This is a genomic window from Vibrio sp. D420a, assembly GCF_030248625.1.
Classification (GTDB): Bacteria; Pseudomonadota; Gammaproteobacteria; order Enterobacterales; family Vibrionaceae; genus Vibrio; species Vibrio fortis_A.
Genome location: NZ_JAHGAN010000047.1, coordinates 27,903 through 44,794 on the forward strand (window position 1 = coordinate 27,903; position 16,892 = coordinate 44,794).

The 16,892-nt window shown below is 41.5% G+C and carries 14 protein-coding genes; 2 read left to right on the forward strand and 12 right to left on the reverse strand.

Annotation, left to right across the window (positions count from 1 at the left end):
- Positions 1-11 precede the first annotated feature (11 nt).
- The 12 genes from KI743_RS22155 to KI743_RS22205 form a co-directional block, all read right to left on the reverse strand.
- On the reverse strand, positions 12-968 hold the full coding sequence (locus KI743_RS22155) for a hypothetical protein (protein ID WP_285468236.1): 957 nt from the start codon (positions 966-968) through the stop codon (positions 12-14).
- Positions 969-971: 3 nt separating this feature from the next.
- Positions 972-1,658, reverse strand: coding sequence for a winged helix-turn-helix domain-containing protein (locus KI743_RS22160; protein WP_285468238.1), 687 nt, complete (start codon positions 1,656-1,658; stop codon positions 972-974).
- A 152-nt stretch (positions 1,659-1,810) separates the two neighbouring features.
- Complete coding sequence (locus tag KI743_RS22165) at positions 1,811-2,944, reverse strand: choloylglycine hydrolase family protein (RefSeq protein ID WP_285468240.1); 1,134 nt, start codon at positions 2,942-2,944, stop codon at positions 1,811-1,813.
- Between the two features lie 282 nt (positions 2,945-3,226).
- On the reverse strand, positions 3,227-4,750 hold the full coding sequence (locus KI743_RS22170) for a PAS domain-containing methyl-accepting chemotaxis protein (RefSeq protein ID WP_285468242.1): 1,524 nt from the start codon (positions 4,748-4,750) through the stop codon (positions 3,227-3,229).
- A 418-nt stretch (positions 4,751-5,168) separates the two neighbouring features.
- Positions 5,169-5,840, reverse strand: coding sequence for a hypothetical protein (locus tag KI743_RS22175; RefSeq protein WP_285468244.1), 672 nt, complete (start codon positions 5,838-5,840; stop codon positions 5,169-5,171).
- An 18-nt stretch (positions 5,841-5,858) separates the two neighbouring features.
- On the reverse strand, positions 5,859-6,527 hold the full coding sequence (locus tag KI743_RS22180; protein ID WP_285468246.1) for a hypothetical protein: 669 nt from the start codon (positions 6,525-6,527) through the stop codon (positions 5,859-5,861).
- Positions 6,528-6,707: 180 nt separating this feature from the next.
- Positions 6,708-7,022 (reverse strand): helix-turn-helix domain-containing protein, encoded by a 315-nt coding sequence (locus KI743_RS24670; protein WP_373417851.1) that lies wholly within the window; start codon positions 7,020-7,022, stop codon positions 6,708-6,710.
- Positions 7,023-7,210: 188 nt separating this feature from the next.
- Positions 7,211-7,699 carry a hypothetical protein gene (locus tag KI743_RS22185; RefSeq protein ID WP_285468247.1) on the reverse strand — a complete coding sequence of 163 codons (489 nt, stop codon included), beginning with the start codon at positions 7,697-7,699 and terminating at the stop codon, positions 7,211-7,213.
- Positions 7,681-10,092 (reverse strand): fimbria/pilus outer membrane usher protein, encoded by a 2,412-nt coding sequence (locus KI743_RS22190; protein WP_285468249.1) that lies wholly within the window; start codon positions 10,090-10,092, stop codon positions 7,681-7,683. The genes KI743_RS22185 and KI743_RS22190 overlap by 19 nt, the downstream gene beginning before the upstream one ends.
- 2 nt (positions 10,093-10,094) lie before the next feature.
- The gene (locus KI743_RS22195) at positions 10,095-10,790 is read right to left on the reverse strand and encodes a molecular chaperone (protein WP_285468251.1); all 696 of its coding nucleotides are present in this window, start codon (positions 10,788-10,790) and stop codon (positions 10,095-10,097) included.
- A gap of 214 nt (positions 10,791-11,004) precedes the next feature.
- Complete coding sequence (locus tag KI743_RS22200; RefSeq protein WP_285468254.1) at positions 11,005-11,784, reverse strand: winged helix-turn-helix domain-containing protein; 780 nt, start codon at positions 11,782-11,784, stop codon at positions 11,005-11,007.
- Between the two features lie 168 nt (positions 11,785-11,952).
- Positions 11,953-12,702 (reverse strand): winged helix-turn-helix domain-containing protein, encoded by a 750-nt coding sequence (locus KI743_RS22205; protein WP_285468256.1) that lies wholly within the window; start codon positions 12,700-12,702, stop codon positions 11,953-11,955.
- 269 nt (positions 12,703-12,971) lie between these two features.
- Here KI743_RS22205 and KI743_RS22210 point away from each other — a divergent pair, with 269 nt between their 5' ends.
- Together KI743_RS22210 and KI743_RS22215 are read left to right on the forward strand one after the other, a co-directional pair.
- On the forward strand, positions 12,972-13,295 hold the full coding sequence (locus tag KI743_RS22210) for a helix-turn-helix domain-containing protein (protein ID WP_285468258.1): 324 nt from the start codon (positions 12,972-12,974) through the stop codon (positions 13,293-13,295).
- Between the two features lie 834 nt (positions 13,296-14,129).
- The gene (locus KI743_RS22215) at positions 14,130-16,421 is read left to right on the forward strand and encodes a cadherin-like domain-containing protein (protein WP_285468260.1); all 2,292 of its coding nucleotides are present in this window, start codon (positions 14,130-14,132) and stop codon (positions 16,419-16,421) included.
- Positions 16,422-16,892 lie beyond the last annotated feature (471 nt).

Here is a 16,892-nt window from a genome sequence, read left to right on the forward strand (position 1 = left end):
TGCTTACATCGCTAGTTTCTATTACGAGAAATTTCGTTGACACGAATAAGCTTCCACCGACCAGATTCATAGCGGAATGCATGCTCACGGATCGCATGATTAGTGGTAATGTTAGGTGAATCTGACACGAAAAGGAGGTTGTTTGTTTCATCGAACCGAATTCGGTTTGCAAAATTAGTACCACTGACCGTTTCTTTCGGCGAAATCGTTTGTGTCTCAATCCAACGTTCTTTGTTGAACTGAAATATATATAACTCACCAACAAAGGGATACACCACATCCTCTGTCATGGTATGAACGACCTCAGCTTTCCAAGGGGCACCTATCGCTAATGTGGTACTATCTGTAGCAAATGAGATTGCCGCACCAAAATAATCAAGATACCCCTGGTGAGTGGACTTTATTTGATGTTGAAACCACCATTTATTATCGGATAGTTCATATACAAATACGGCCCCTGGTGCTACGTCGTTTTCATCTATTTTTGTCTTGTATCGAGAGTGGCGCTTAACTATGTGTGTTGCTCTCGGGCTGCCTATTGCTAGCTGGGCCCCTGAGTCACTGATTGCGATGCTGTAACCGAATGAGTCATCACGCTGTCCGGTTGGGTTATCTAATACTGCCTTTAAACAATAATTTGAATCTGATTTTTGAAATAGCATCACCAGTCGATTTTTTTCAAAATCGTTTAGGGTGGTTTTTTCTACGGCTTTATAACCATCATCATAAACTGAGATTGCAAGCCATGAGCTATTCTGACTCCTAACCTTGACTAACGGAAGAAACTTGGTGTCAACATCTTCTTCGGTAGAACATAATGAGTGTGGAATATTATATAAAACATTGTCGGAAATTGGGTAACTTGAGGCATTTGCGTAATGACACAAAAAGCATGCGTTAAAACCATGGACCCACATAATAAAAAGAAGCCCCATGGAAAACGTTAAGGTGCGGTACAAAGTGCTCATAAATTAGCGGTACTCAACCATCGTGTAACCCAAGTTCCTTATGGTCTTTATTTCTAATCCGGCCTGCTTTAAAAAAGAGAGCTTAGATCTTAAGCGAGAGACTCTCATATCAATCGAACGATTGCTTTTTTCATACTCAATATTTCTCAAGGCTAAACAAAGCTCTTTCCTGGATATGATGCTGTTTATGTTCGTTGAAAAAGGGAGGAATAACTCAAACTCGGACTCACTTAGATTGACCGTCTTGCCATCAAAGTAAATGCTTCTGGCGTACTCATTGATAACGACTTTCTTTCTAGCCGTTCTGTTCTTAATTTGATACAAAGATTTAGTTTGAGTACTGATCAATTCTGAACTTGTGTCAGAGTGAAACACTTCGTTTGCTCCACTCTTAATAACATCAAGGATATAGCGATCACTTGGTTTGTTGGCAATGACAATGAGGATGACTTCAGACCTTGACTTTATCTCTCTACAATGGGCACAAGTTCGGTCTCGATCTGACGTTCCATTAATAAAAATGATATCGGCTTTCTCAAGGTCTTCTATACCTCCAATTTTTAATGAAACATTTTCATCAATATGTTCTTTTATATTGTAAAATGCCTCATGAATAGATTGAACTTTTGATAAAAAAGTAATGTATTGTTCGGCATCTTCATGGCGATCATTGTCAATTAAAATATTCATCGAATAGCCCGTCTTATTTAAACTTTACTTTAATGAGGTATTTGGACAAATGAGTTTTGCCGCTGTAATTCATACAACAGCAAAACGGGATAGCGTCGTTAGATTTACGCTTACAATGACTCAGTCACTTTGACGTAATCATTCGTGAGACGTTATGAATCACGATTGAGCAATGGCGTTAGATCGACAATATCTTGCCGTTTCTGTTTGTCTAAAGGCAGGTGTAGAATCGAAGGCCCCATTGTTGAGAAGTCGATGCTTGCGAGAGAAATGGAGCGTACTCGTCTGTTATGTTGAGTGTGGTAATAAAAGACTTTGTTTTGCATATCCGATGCTGTCGTCCATAACGTCGCTGATCTTAGTGATTCAGTGTCTGCGTTCCCCAAGCCGCTCCCTTCAGCCGCACCGGCACCTAAATTAAAACCATCGAGGATTCGAAATAACTCATAGACGGTTTCACTTGATGTTTCTGTTGGGCGGGCATTCTGAGAAAACGCAACAGCACGGACAAAGCGCGAAGGTGGAGTAAAGTCGCCTGGCAAACCAATCATTCCACTCCCTCCCCCCAGGGGAGCAAAATCTTCACCATTCAGCGCCTTATTAGGCAAAGCGACCGGAGAAAGGTTGATATAGTTTCGTAAATTCGTTAGGTGCCAGTCATAGTTTGGAGCATTAGTGATAACACCAAGTTTGTTATCAAAAACTTTCATTTCACCTTGATTAAACTCGATAACGGCAGAGGCTCCTGACGGTTCTGTAATAATGAAATGGGCCTCGACGGGAATACCAATCGACTTCTCGATTACAGCAACGACTTGAATATCAGACAGCGCATTCACCGCTTCCTTGACCGTTGAGAATTGAGTCAGAACATAATGAACTAAGTCTATACCTGTAATGGTGTTTTCTTGATTACTCGGTTCATAGTCTGGATACTGGGCGAAGCCTGGATGATAAAACAGCCCGGCTGTTAAACCCACTTCGTTCATGCCATCTGCAATGGTGTTTTTTTCTAACAGATCGAGCCCAACAACGCCGTATTTCGATACCCACTTTTTCCCATTTTTTCCGTCAGGCGTTGTTCCCTGGAAAGCGACATTCCTTGGGATAATGGCGACTCGAGAATTTAAATCGAAGGCACCCCACTCCATAGTTCTTCCGTAAACGACACTTCCATCATTCGCCATCAGTTTTATACCTGTACATGCAATTGAAATAGATGGGAGCATAGCCAATGTAAGAGCGACCATTTTGCGTCTAAAATTTGGTGAAAACTTATCCAGCATTCGACTAACCTTTGCAATATTGTAAATATGATATTTTCTTTGCCTAACATAATTACAAGAAGCTAATGATTAAAATTAATTTCGCTGAATTAATGGGGATTTAATTTGTTACGATATTAACAATCAAGACATCCTTAGGCACAGGCGCACAATCGTGATAAATATAGTCTTTACCGCTACATCGGTTGAAGGCGTGCAAGCGATGTACAGTCGGATCTATATTTAACAAAAAGAGCGCTAATTCGATTAGCGCTCTTCTTCTATCTAACCGTGTATTGATGACTATCGATTGCTAAACGATAAAGCGAGCCCATTTAGGTTATCCGCAGATACTGTAAGTTCGTGAGATAGTGTTGACAGTGCTTCAGCTTGGGCGAGATTGCTCCGAGATGCGTCATTAATGCTCATGGCGTTGGTGCTGATATCTTCGGCAACCGCCCCTTGTTGCTCGGCTGCGGTTGCTGTTTGCAGTGCGATATCAGAGATCTCACTTAATGAATTAGACATCGCAACGACTTTTGTCTCTGAGTGTTTCGTCTCTTGCGCACATACTTGGCTTACGTTTTGATTTGCAATCATTTTGTTTTGAAGTTCATGCAAAGAGGCCTGTATACGTCCAATCGTCTTTTGAATGTGTTCGGTAGCATCGTGAGTACGAATACTCAAAGCACGAACCTCATCAGCAACGACAGCAAAGCCTCGACCGGCACTACCAGCTCTGGCTGCTTCTATTGCTGCGTTAAGCGCGAGTAGGTTGGTTTGTTCTGCAATCCCTTGAACCTCAGAGATAATGGCATTTATCTGTTCAGATTCACTAACAACCTTGGAAGCCACCAGTGTCGATTGCTCTACTTCTTGCGTCATCGTTTCTACTTTCTGACGAGTGATGCCAATGGAAGACAATGCTTCCTGACAGTGAGACTCAGCGATTTTAACCTGTTCAGATGTCTGAACGCAGTTCTTGGCGACATCTTGAATCGTTTGGGTCATCTCTTCGATGGCCACTGAGACGGCCTCTAGCTCTTGTGTTTCACGTGCGATATTAGACTGAGATTGCGCTGAAGATTTATTAACCTCTTCAGCACTGGAGCGAATGGACAGCCCTCGGTCTATTACGCGACCTAAGATAGTACGGACTCGTCCATGTTCAATTTTTAAGTGATAGTCGGTGGCGTTGTCTCTGTTGGTACTGAAAACAAGGCGAGAGATGCTATCGTAGTCATTAGCGCGCTGCTTCTGCTCTGATGGATTTGATACCAACTCACGATAGTAGAGCAAGAGCAAAAACGCTGGTGTCGCAAGATTGAATAGAGGGGAGCTTGCAAAAGCAAGGTAAGTAAATGCTGCGCCAGCCAGCAAACCAGATGCCAATTTTAGATTCTGAAACCGACCTACTTGAACGTTGAGTGAAGGGTTTTGGTTTAGTTTCTCGTAAACCTCAATAGCGCGTTTTTTATATTGATTTTCTAAGTGTATACGTACAGATTGGTAACCAACATGATCACCATTCTCATATATAGGACAGACAAAGGCGTCTACCCAGTAATAGCCACCATCTTTAGTGCGGTTTTTTACGGCTCCTCGCCAAACTTCACCTTGTTTTAAATGTGACCACAAATCAGCGAACGCTGCTTTTGGCATATCTTTGTGTCGAACGATATTATGATGCTGGCCTAATAACTCCTCTTTAGTAAAGCCTGCTATTTCACAAAATATATTATTGACGTAGGTAATTCGACCGTTTAAGTCTGTCGTTGAGATAAGTTCTGCACCGACAGGTACATAGACTTCTTGGTTTATAGTCATTGTTATTGAAGCTCTTTATTAATGATTAGTTACATGTGGTTATTAATTAATCAAGAACCTCAACACCCTCTAGCCCAGTGGGTAATCCAAACTGATTCATTAATCTGAAGACAGCGGTTGAGAAGTCTCGACCATTCCCTTGCTGCTGAATATGACCCACAAACTCGTTGTAAATCTTTATATAATCAAGGGCAAAGTTCGAGGCATACTTAAACCCGCGTAACCACTACCAAAGTCATCCATTGCGAACCTGTAGCCATGCGTTCGCAGCTCCTGCAATGAATGAAGTTTTTCTATCATTCAACAACCTTCGATATATACAGACCTGAAATATTTTAGGTCTGTATACGTCTAGTTATGCATTGAACGCAACGCTTACCATGACATGTACCATAAAGCGTCGCTTAAATGAGTAAGGTTAAAACTCTAGCCTCATATCTACTGTCCCAGTAATGGCTACTTCTTTACTTGGATCAAGCGCATTAACATTGAGGTATAGCAAGGGTTCCAACGTCCACACCTCATCGGTATCTGCGACCATTGCAATAGGTCCCATTTTGGAACCTTGTGTTGATGAAGAGCTGGCCTTGTTAAAGTTTCTCAACGATGTTGAAGTGCCTTCGTTTCCAAGATTATCTGTTGACGGAAGGGCATCGCTACTACCGAACCTTACAATCCCTATGGCATTGTTATCCGAGTCTCGCATTGTAAAGCCATTGGTAACCTCAGAGCCAAAAATGTTATTCGCTGAATGGTCATCTGCATTTGATGCAATAGCATCTTCAAAAACAGCAGTAATAGAAGTATCTACGCCACAGTTGTACGTGATAGTGATTGGCGATGCGCTTTTAGAAAATCCAGAAACCCTTAGACCCGTTGATGAAGGCTCGCTTTCACGAGCAGCATCAATACTTTTGACATCGTCATAGCTAATGTCACCAAAGTCTAAAGTATGAGTAGATAACTCTAAATTACATGCTGAAGGGGATACCGTTCCAGTAATGGAAGCGCCAACATTATCTGCGGCAAAAGCGCTTGATGTTACCGCTGCACTAGCCATTAAAAGTGCGATTGAAAATTTTACCTGCATTTTTAATTCTCCTAATGGTTAAAATACCGCAGTGACAGTGTAACTACCATTGATGGTATGGGTTTCACTAACATCTAATTTATCTTTACCCCAAAAGTAGACCTCTGGTGTCAATTTAAACGATAGTTTAGTCGCTGGAGTGGTAACGACATCTGAGTAGGTATACTGTGTCGCGCCCGTTAATACACTCCCACTTTCGTCACTATAGGTACCGGAAGAGCTTTCGCGAGATTGGAAGCTTCCTGTGACAGGGGTATCATCGACTTGACCATCGCTGATATTAAGTAGGTAGTAACCAATGTCTTGATCCTGTTGGCCATCCCCAGAGTTAATACCGAGCCCCAAGCCAAGCGCTCCTAAAGGAGCATCCGAGTCTGTTACCGCGTTACCATCGGTCACCGTGAAGCCAATATGCGCTTCGGCGCCACAAGTTATGGTAAATGTTTGCCCGGAAACGGAATACCCGGTGTAATCGCTCGCTGCCACTGCACCGACATCGTTTAAATGAGACGTTGCGATTGAAGGCAATGTGATCGCCGCTTGGTCGACCACAATGTCACAGGAAGTTGGGGTAATGTTCGCGGTTATAGATAAACTGTCGGAATCGGCAGCATAAGAGTTTACTGATATGAGCAAACTTGATGCTATTGCTAAATTAAGGTATGTCAAACGTATCACTGTATTCATCCTTGTTTCTATTCACTTATTCACCTTGCCAAGGTCGTATTTTTGGCCGTGCACCATAAGGTGATGCAATTTTATATTCAGCAAAAAAACGACAATAAACAAATTAAAGGTGAATTAATTAAGGGGCAGTAATCGTTAATTTGTAAATCAGTTCGAGGTTACTGGTATCAATAGAAACGGTTATATGTTCTTTTTTAACCTATACCCTAAGTTACAGTATGCTTCTATATGAAATTTCGAATTGCTATCTCTAAAGAATCGGCGAAGAGTGTTTATCGTAATATCCACTGAGGCAGCACTTGCAATTCTATTCCTATAAATCAAGCTAGATACTTCGCTAACCTTGACTACATTTCCTTTATTTCTCATAAGAATACTCAATACTCTTAGTTCCGCAGGATTTAAAGCCCTCCTCGTCTCCGACTCTCTCTCTCCCTTTACCCAATAATGTCCATTCAACAGATTCAACTCATAGTTTCCAACTTCTAATAACATGGCGATCGAACTTTCCTTGTAATGTATCGTGATGCTGGTGCTTACTATTAAAATAGTGTACTCATTGTTCGAAAATTAATTATAAATATCTAACACTTTGGACAGTTAAGCCATTGATTATCTGCTAATTAATGGCTAATAACAATTTAGCACTTGTTTAAATTGGAGTAATTAATCGATTTAATATGTTATTTTGCTTTAGGCAAGCTTCGTTTTATTAAGCTCAATCTGCTATTCAACTGCAATACTTCTTTTCCTGCCCCCAAATAGTCCCCCTTCATTAAAATAGTGACTTTCCCGTGAATATGGCGCCCACCAACATGTTTGCTTCCACGATAAATAAAAAAAGTATTCTCTTTCTGTTCTTCCCTAACAACATGGGGCTGCAAAGTGATCGGATAGCCATCTAAAAGCACACTCTCCCATTCAAGGCGAAAGCTGATGTGTGAACTCGTTGCGTAATTTGGAATAAGATGTGTCGCTTGCAGACCAATTATCTCGTTTTCTTCACAATATCCAATGAAGTTAAAGGTATAACTTCGATAGATTGGCTGCTCGTGCCCCAATTGTATATCCTCAATGCGTTCGTTGTTATCGATATGAAATTGGCATTGCTCCTTAGCACTTACGTTGCCGCCTATGGCAACCAGTGCGCAGGCTAAGTAGAGTTTGAACATCGAGCTGTTACCTCATGATAGTAATTTGACTCATCTAATACACCAGTCCAATCGATCGTAACATCACACACTTTTTCGTCATCCAGCCATAACGAATAACCAGGCATACGGCCGGATTCATCTTGCAACATAACCTGATTGTAGGCATCAATGACACCCATATAGTTAGAGTTTTTGTCCTTCAATACCATGCCGATGTAGCGTTTTTTAGGCAACATAGTGACCATTGCACGAGACACCTTTTTTAACGACAGTTCCCTAAAAACAACGGCCCCCCTAACAGGGGTTGAGTAAAAGGAGGATTGAACAGGTTCATAGCCATATGGCAAACTTTTTAAGTCAATACCAATTTGTTTTTTACGATAAGGCGCTACATTCGATTTGACGCTATCACCAATTGGAGAAGACTGCTCTTCCCCTAGTAAGGTAATCCCTTTCGCCCGCCGCCCAGACCCCGTCTCTGTTATTTTTGCGACGGAAAATGTGTCTCCTAGCGGTGTTGGGGAAATCGCATACCCTTCTGAGTGCAACACCATCCCCCCTTGCGCTGTGGCAAAAAGGGTGTCGATGTCATCTGTATCGGTATAACTTAACGACCAAGAACTAATGGAGGATGTACCTCTTGCAGAGAGTGTTTTCGAAACATAGCGAGACTGATTGTTGTAATCCGTTGAAAGGGAAGTATTTATGTTGCCGATATCTGTACTCACCCTGGTAGATAAACTACTTGATGCTCCTTTTTCTCTGTATCTTGTATAAGAATCTAACGCTCTATCACTCAAAGATAGAGGGAGCGATAGCGTCAGTGAAAATTCACTGTTGTCTTCACCAAGCATTTCACGAAAGTTCATGGCTACAGTGCCATCAAACAAAGGGCGTGAATAAGATAAAACATAAAAGTCATCATGACTCTCTTTATAATTTCGGTGCGTCAGAGTAGCGCGTAGGCTCCCAGGAAAAAAACGTTGGTCTGCATAACTGATGGCGATGGAATGAGAATCTTTTAAACGGTTGCCACTAAGCTGGCTTTCAACATTGTGTGGTGCGACAAAATCTTTTTGGGTTCGGTTATAGTTATAAGCATATCCCAAACCGTTGTCGGTCTTAACTGTCGTTCCCACTTTCAAGCGCCAGCCCCAAGCTCGCTTTTTTGCTTGGTAGCTACTATCAACCTGAGAATTAAATGACCAGTTGGAAAATCCTTCGGCATTGGTAAACACGGCCATGCCTATATTGCCATTCTCAAATACAGAAGCCTCTGTTTTAAAGTCATTTATCCAGCGAATACCCGTCCCAACTTGATCAACTTTTAAGCGAGTAAACATAAGTTCTGTCTGTTCAACTTTACCCAATGAAAACTGATAACCATCTAATAGTACTAATGGCGAAATGAGATCAGTTAAATCAGAGTGACTAGTTAACACAGGGTGTCGCTTTTCAGCGATATGACCATTTTGCTCTTCAATTTTCAGAACCAGATCGCTATGGCGATTCAGTAAATTAATTTGCTCAAATTCAAATTCTCCGCCCATAACAAACGTTTCATAGAGCAGCTTGTTATCTTGGAACACTTTTACAGTAGCGGGCCCATCACTATGGCCATAAACTTTACCCACCAAGCGTTGATCAAGTTCAAGAGGGTTATCCCCTATAACAATCCCCTCGTAAGCAAATCCGGGTAATAAGGCGGCCCCATCAGTAAGCTGCCCTGCTTTCATAGTCAAACCATAATCCACAAAGTCTTTACTCACATAACTTCTGCTATGTTTAACTTGGTTATCCGTAACATTAAAATAACTGCTTGTTTGCCACCCCTGAACATGTAATGACGAATCAAAATTACCAGAGTACGCCGCATCCGAAGAGCTAGTTTGATTACTAGTAAGTCGATTACGATAGAACAAAGAATAATTAGTACTCAGTGCCGGTACTCCATAGTCATACTTATCAGAAAGTCGTTGTATAGAAACTTCTGGAGCTACTATATCCAAGCGTTGAGTGTGGATGTCAAAAATAACCCCGCCTTTTTTATCGGTGATCTCTACACACCCCGCCGACGACAAAGACTGTGCCCTAGGAAGAATTAAAGTCATCGTGTAAAGCGTGTTTGGGAGGCAAAGAGCGCCCCCCTTAAAAGGAACCCACTCCGACTCGGTCTCTCTCCCATTTAAATAAATATCAAAGAAAACCGATTCGTTTTTTACAACATCGTATGTCTCCCCATTTATAACGCTAAGATCGATCCCTTTCTTGTTTAAAACCGCTTCATCAAAATAATACTCATCTGGTGCAGCTCTTGCGTTCGATTGCTTTTCGGATTCAATATCATTAGCAAACACGAAACTCACCCACCCACCGTATAGCAAAAAAGCGGCACTTGTTGTTTTTGACACGCTCACTGCCCCATGGCTAGATAAAGCACTGTAGGGTCTTGGACATAGCCAAAATAATTAATTGGTGTTAAATGGACATAGTCCGTTTCGTGCTTAATGATTCTTGCTTCTAAAGGTTTAAGAATCGTATTTGTGAACGGTGCTATCGGATGTTCAGATGAATCAGTCACGGATTTGATTCTGACAATGGATTCAGAGTGATTAACGATGTAGTTTTGACCATCACGATTTTCAAAGCGTATCTTTTTCCACGGGTGTTGTTCAATCGACTCTCCGTGATAAATAACCGGCAGATCATAAGCCACATTGATCATAAGCCGAGTGTTGGCCGTACTCTTCTCTTCCTTCTTGCGACCAGCAACTGAAGTAATGACTAAACGTTCATATACTTCGTTCGGTTTCAAACGCTCATACCCCTGTCTTGGTAAGACTCTGAACGCCGCGTGTTGGCCAGGATTCAGCTTTTGTATAGAGGGTGAGACGATCAAGTTCTCCGAGAGAGATTTATCTAAAGCGGTCACTTCAGCATGAAGTACATAGGGGGTATCGGTTTGATTTGTGAGAACTAGGCTAGGTTCAAAGTCATCTTGAATTAAATTGACGGCTTGTGCACTTAATTTGATACTACCAGCATACGTTAAGGCTGGTTGGATTAAAAAAGCAAGTCCGATTGTTGCCCAAAAAAAAGAATGGTTCATGAATTATCTAAACTCCCTAAATAATAGCAACGCTAACTAATTAGGAAAAACAAAGACAATTAATTTGATTTAAGTAATTGTTAATTAATTCAATCTCAGGGTTTTAATTGATTAATTAACACTAAAAAATATTGACTCGATAATATTTTGCTGTAAAAGGTCCCCATCTCCAATATTGATTGGAAATGAGGAACAGAAGGTTAATGAATAACGACTACATACAAATAAAAACCTTAGTTAGCAAATCATCTAGATCATCAACTTGATACGTTTTTATATCGTTTGAAACACATGTGATATAATAGTCTGACTCTTGCTTTCGCACATAGATGTAAGATTTAAATTTCCTGTCAATATCGGTATAAAACGGTTGTAGCCCTAAGCTATTGACCAAATGTTTTTCGACGATTTTTTCTACATCATCGAAATGAAAATGCACGCCCTCACCGAGATCAGAAACAAAATCACTATGAGTGCCCACTTTATTGACATATGTATAATAATTCATGGTCGCAATTGCACACCCTACGCCACCAGTAACAAGAGCAAAGAGTAAAACAAAAAAACCGAATAAAGTAACCCTGCCTAAACGATGCCCATTCAGCCACTCTTTAACGGTGCTCCTTAGATCCGGGGCATACTGCTGTTCTTCAGGGGCAAGTTCTGGCTCTTCCAAACAGCACTTAGAAATATTTTGAGTCAGCCTATAACATGTGGCACCGCGAGAGCACTTTTCTGTAAAGATAATAGGCGCGCCGTTTGAAGAAATTGAACGAGCTTTCCTCCGAATACCAGAAATCGCGACAGCAACTGAATTATCTGTAACCACTTTCCCCGGCCAGCACTTATCTAAAATAGCACTTTTAGGTAGCTTCTCTCCATCTTGCTCGATCAGCACCGTCAAGATTTTATGCTCTGTACTTGTTAGTTGAACACTTTTCTCATTGTAAATTAGCTTACGAGAGTGCACCTTAAGAGTAAATTGCAGTGCCATCCTTTACCTCCAAGCTCCGTGGCCACCTTCACTCTTCATCGTTATCAGCTCTAAGTCTGTAGTGCCCCCCAAAAGTGATCCTTGGAGAAAAGCGCCCCCTTTGTATGGCACCCAGGTGGCAGTGCTAAACATCTTTTTTTTCATCCCTTACTTTCCTTTTTGTTATTCTTATTTTGTGTGACCGCAATTGCTGATTTCTTCGGTTAACGACTCTTCTTTTACTTTCAATAATCGTGTATCTCCTTGCCCAACACAGGTAACCCGATATTCCCCATTCTCCTCAAAAATAAACACTACGTGGTCCGCTTGTTTACCCACATCTTGGGTAAAAGTGGCTATGTTCTCTAACGCCTCGATGTCGGAAAGCAATCTTTTTTGCACTTGATATAAATGGACAATTTTAGTGTTATGACCGTTTTGAATGTATGATTGGTTAACTCTTTCTGGGCTAATAAAACGCAGGAGATGAAGCTCATATACACCGAATGAGGCAACAATAAGTCCCCCGAAAAACACCATCTCTACTCTGTAACGAGTAAGCCGCTCTCGCCAACCTCCCGCTTTGTTCACGGTGTCAATTTGGCTCGATGCCAATCGTTCGATAAACTCAATCGAAATCACGGGATTAATGGAATAACACGTTTCACCATTGCCGTTTTTCTGCGTCACGATCACCGAAGTTGAAGCACCTGAGATACGCTTAAATTTCTTTCTTAAACTGAAAATAGCCACCGTCACTGAACTGTCTGTAACAACTTTTCCGCTCCAACATTGGCGCATGATTTGATCACGAGTGAACACTTGTTCAGGGTAACTTGAAAGTAACTTAAGAATTTTTAATTCACTTTTGCTTAACTTTTCTTCCTCCTCCCCTTGACTCATTGTCATAGCAGCACTGTGCACTCGCACATTCATCATATCAATCACCCATACAGTTCACAGATAAGTTACAAATGAATCACTAACTTAGCAGTGCGAATAGCTATAAAGGAGTTAATTCTCAATAAATTAATTCTTAATTAACCCTACCTCCCCCACATTGAACAAAATTCAGCCAAGCATTCATGAAAAAACGCTCATTCCTTTACAAAAACGTGGAAAACAAACCTGAGAAAATTAAAGAAATTTTTAATCTTATTTTAATTTATTAATCGCAAGTCATTGTTATCCTTACACCTGGAGGAATTATGATCATTACTGATAAAACAATCAAAGTTGGAAGTTGCTTGCTAGACCCATTAACAGGGCTCTATAAGTGGGAAAAATCTTCACTTGAATTTCACAAGCTGGGAGGTCGGGAGCTTCGCTTATTCTTACTATTGCATAAAAACTTAGGGGAGCTAGTAACGAAAAGAACACTACTAGACGTCGTTTGGGAAGGAAGAGTCATCGGTGAATCATCTCTAAACGTATCTATTTTTAAGCTGCGTGCCTTCTTAAAGGAAGTTTCAGCAGAATTTGCCATCATTAATGTCTCTAGAATTGGTTACGTAATGCAAAAGACACCATAGGTCTTTCGTTAACAACATTTGCCTTAGATTCGCACAACTCTTAATAACTCGTCACTCACGAACAAGGACTTACCTAACGAACCCAAGAGCGCTGAGTAGGTTTGTCTTCCCCTCGAGCTTACTCAGCTGGGTGCGCGTATTTACACATTCAACCCCTAAAAAATGCACGCCCAGCCAAAAAGAGAACGTTCCCGAAAAAAAGCAAATTTATATCGATAAAATGATATAGAAAAGACACACAAAAAGCATGATAACGATCGCAAAAAATATCAATGATATTGATAAAACTGTAGGTCTCATCATTCAAACCATTCAAATTCTCATTTTTGAGACAACCTTCACGACCTAAATATTAACCCAACCCAAACAAGCAAACAAATAAGAAACAAAACAACAACAATTTTTTTTCATTCAATCTCACCTAAATAGAACACATTGAAAACGTTACCATAAAGAAGCCGTTGATAATGTGTACAACTGGCTACCAAGAACAACCTTCAACAAGCTCAGACATACGCTATCACATTTCTAAAATAGCAGATTTAAAGATCTTACACGGTAAATGAACAACCCAATCGTAGCCTGTACTAACGCCTACCTTGATTGAAAGTCACTTCTCTCAATGCAACGCCACAACCACTCTGCTTAATAGCAAATAAAAAACGTCAATAATTTAATTATGATTAATTCAATTTCACCCACAATCATTCGCCATGAGAATGGATTGACTTTATTTATATTGTTAAATGGTGGGGGAATTCGACTTCATAGCTGGATGTGACCGCCCTTTCCTTACTTAGATAATCGACATAAAATGAAGTAGAGATTAATTTCATGGATTCTAAACGAAATTCTAAAAGCCAAATTGGCGTTGCGATCACTGTATTTTCAGCGCTCATTTCGCTTTCTTCCTATGCGGATCAAAACGTACTCAATAATGGAAATTTAAGATTTATTGCTTCGGAAAATCAAGGGGGCGTAGAAAAGGGCTCTGTGGATAGCTGGGGCAATTTATATCAACCGCACTATTTCAATGGAGTAGACTGGAGCAAACTCACTTATGGAGATTTTGCCTTAGATTTTGCCATTGCCGCCGGCGGGGATGGCCAGAATAATTGGAACACAAACGGCGTATTCGCTTCGACAGATAACAATTCACCGTATATAAACGACCTTACCATTAATTCAGACCAATATATCTCAACTGGATCTGCAGAAGGCTACGGTACGATTATCGCAAGCGGCACACTCTACATCAACGGTCAGTCGATCGAGCTATCACATTCCTATACACTATCTGCAGATACCCAATTCATATCAACAAAAACAACCGTTACCAACACAAGCGATAGTAGACTTAACAATCTGCGTGTTTGGGTCGGTACTCGCGATGATTGGATAGGTGAGGTTGATGCGCCCAATAAAACTCGCGGAAACATAATTAACGGCGAGTTCATTCCTCTATCGCAAACGACCGACAGCTCTAATGCCATAAAAGTAGAATCTGCTGACGATAGCGTGCTCTTTTATTCACAATCACCAAACGTCGCTTCTGTCGTTGCAGGCTATGGGACTACATTCTACCCACTATACACTCAAGACCCAAACAATAGCGAGATTTACATAGATGGGGCAGACTGTTCTTATGGCTTATTTATGCGCCTTCCCGATTTAGAGACATCAGAGAGCGTGCAGTTTGATTGGAACTATTCAGGCGGCCAGGCCGAAGACCTAGCAGCCATGATCTCTGAACTTTCCGCCATAACAGACACAACAATCCCCTTAACAGAAGATCATGATGTAAGCTTCGACGCAACAAGCTTTCAAGACAACACCGAAGCCACGTTTCCTAGAATTAAAATCCAGAGCTTACCCACAAATGGACGCTTAATGCTAAATGAAACAGAAGTAACGGAAGGGTTGGACATTGATCAAGACAGTTATAGTGATTTGCGTTATGAACCCGCACCCAATTTTTTCGGTGAAGACTCGTTTATTTGGCAAGGTTGGGATTCAAGCGGCGGTACATGGTCGGATGACGTCAATATCGAGCTTTCTATCAGCCCAGTCAACGATGCCCCATACATTTCCGACCCCGAACAAATCCTGAGTGAGCGCCAAGAAGATGGCCGCTATATTATCGACGTACTGAATGCTGCACTAGACATTGACAGCACGAATATCACCGTCAGTCATGTAAGCGTTAATGGCGACCATGGCAGTGTTGAAATAGGCCTAGATGGTCGCATTACCTTCACACCAAACGCAGAGTTCCATGGCACAGCTCAAATCAATTTCACCATAAGCGACGGAGATGGCGGTCAAATTGATGGCAGCGTTACCGTAGGGCAATCTTCATCAAACAATGTTATCGCGAGTGAAGTGAGCATGTCTGGGGGGGCATTTAACATACTGTTCGGCCCACTGTTATTACTCATCGCTCGACTGCGTTCACGCGAGCAAAACACAGGTAAAAATACGCGGATCGGCCCAACTGCTGTACTGATGTTATTACCCGTTGTTGCCAAGCCAGCATTCTCTCAAGAATGTATGGAGACACCATCGTGTTTAGATCAGCAAAAGTTCTATGTAAGTGGTCAAATCGGCTATAGCAATACCGACGCAACATACAAAGATATCGAAGGGCAATTCAGCACAAACAGTGGGAAAAGTCACGTGGACAACGGAGGAATCTCATACTCTGCTTTAGTGGGTTACCATGTAAATGACTATTTGGCTATTGAAACAGGCTACCTTAACCTTGGTAGGCGCAGCGTTTCTTTAACACCCGATCAAGCTTTACAAGCCGATGTGGCTAAAAAAGCGTACGTCGCGACAGGTCATGGTCTAACAACCAGTTTGATCGGCTCTTACCCGATAACCGACAACTGGGCAGCGCTGGGGAAAGTAGGAGCATTTGTCTGGCAGAGTCAAGCTAAGGCGAAGCCAATTAGTGCGCTTTCAGACAGCCAAAAGTACCATGGTACCGACCTTATAGTAGGCTTAGGAACCCATTACCAATTTTCTGACCATTGGCAATTTTACTCAATGGCTGACTTTATGAAACTGGAACAACAAAATATCATCAACTTGTCAATCGGCGCTCGTTACTCATTTGACCTGTAACCCCCCCACTCTCAGATTAAAATAATCAAGTCTCTTGAAGCTGTTGCCCCGCTTCAAGAGATTTCGACCAACTTACACACGCACTCAAAACGCTATTTCTCTCCCTTTCCTGCAACACAACATTAAGACTCACTTAATGAATCTTCTTTTATTCATTGTGTCGCCAGAACCCAGATACCACAAAAGATGTTTGAGGTCAGCTTTCGGGTAACAGAGAAGACCAGGCCGTCCATTGCAACGACTCAAGGCACTCACCTTCCAACTTAAGGAGTCGGCTTTTGTGTGCTTTAGAAACACTCTAAGCGTTAAGGTGGTACAAGAACGCTCTAAAAAGCACGGCTCATCGCCTCGCAGTTTCGAGTGAGATTGCAAATAAATCAATGAGAAATGATAAGTAACGAACGTCGCATAGGCTTGCGGTGCTTTCAATGAGCAGAAACAGTCAGCGCACAGTATGCCCGTAACCCACAC

What these genes read in the sequence shown, in the direction of transcription:
- KI743_RS22155 (WP_285468236.1), bottom strand. Translation starts at nt 968, where the DNA reads ATGAGCACTTTGTACCGCACCTTAACGTTTTCCATGGGGCTTCTTTTT.
- KI743_RS22160 (WP_285468238.1), bottom strand. Translation starts at nt 1,658, where the DNA reads ATGAATATTTTAATTGACAATGATCGCCATGAAGATGCCGAACAATAC.
- KI743_RS22165 (WP_285468240.1), bottom strand. Translation starts at nt 2,944, where the DNA reads ATGCTGGATAAGTTTTCACCAAATTTTAGACGCAAAATGGTCGCTCTT.
- KI743_RS22170 (WP_285468242.1), bottom strand. Translation starts at nt 4,750, where the DNA reads ATGACTATAAACCAAGAAGTCTATGTACCTGTCGGTGCAGAACTTATC.
- KI743_RS22175 (WP_285468244.1), bottom strand. Translation starts at nt 5,840, where the DNA reads ATGCAGGTAAAATTTTCAATCGCACTTTTAATGGCTAGTGCAGCGGTA.
- KI743_RS22180 (WP_285468246.1), bottom strand. Translation starts at nt 6,527, where the DNA reads ATGAATACAGTGATACGTTTGACATACCTTAATTTAGCAATAGCATCA.
- KI743_RS24670 (WP_373417851.1), bottom strand. Translation starts at nt 7,022, where the DNA reads ATGTTATTAGAAGTTGGAAACTATGAGTTGAATCTGTTGAATGGACAT.
- KI743_RS22185 (WP_285468247.1), bottom strand. Translation starts at nt 7,699, where the DNA reads ATGTTCAAACTCTACTTAGCCTGCGCACTGGTTGCCATAGGCGGCAAC.
- KI743_RS22195 (WP_285468251.1), bottom strand. Translation starts at nt 10,790, where the DNA reads ATGAACCATTCTTTTTTTTGGGCAACAATCGGACTTGCTTTTTTAATC.
- KI743_RS22200 (WP_285468254.1), bottom strand. Translation starts at nt 11,784, where the DNA reads ATGGCACTGCAATTTACTCTTAAGGTGCACTCTCGTAAGCTAATTTAC.
- KI743_RS22205 (WP_285468256.1), bottom strand. Translation starts at nt 12,702, where the DNA reads ATGATGAATGTGCGAGTGCACAGTGCTGCTATGACAATGAGTCAAGGG.
- KI743_RS22210 (WP_285468258.1), top strand. Translation starts at nt 12,972, where the DNA reads ATGATCATTACTGATAAAACAATCAAAGTTGGAAGTTGCTTGCTAGAC.
- KI743_RS22215 (WP_285468260.1), top strand. Translation starts at nt 14,130, where the DNA reads ATGGATTCTAAACGAAATTCTAAAAGCCAAATTGGCGTTGCGATCACT.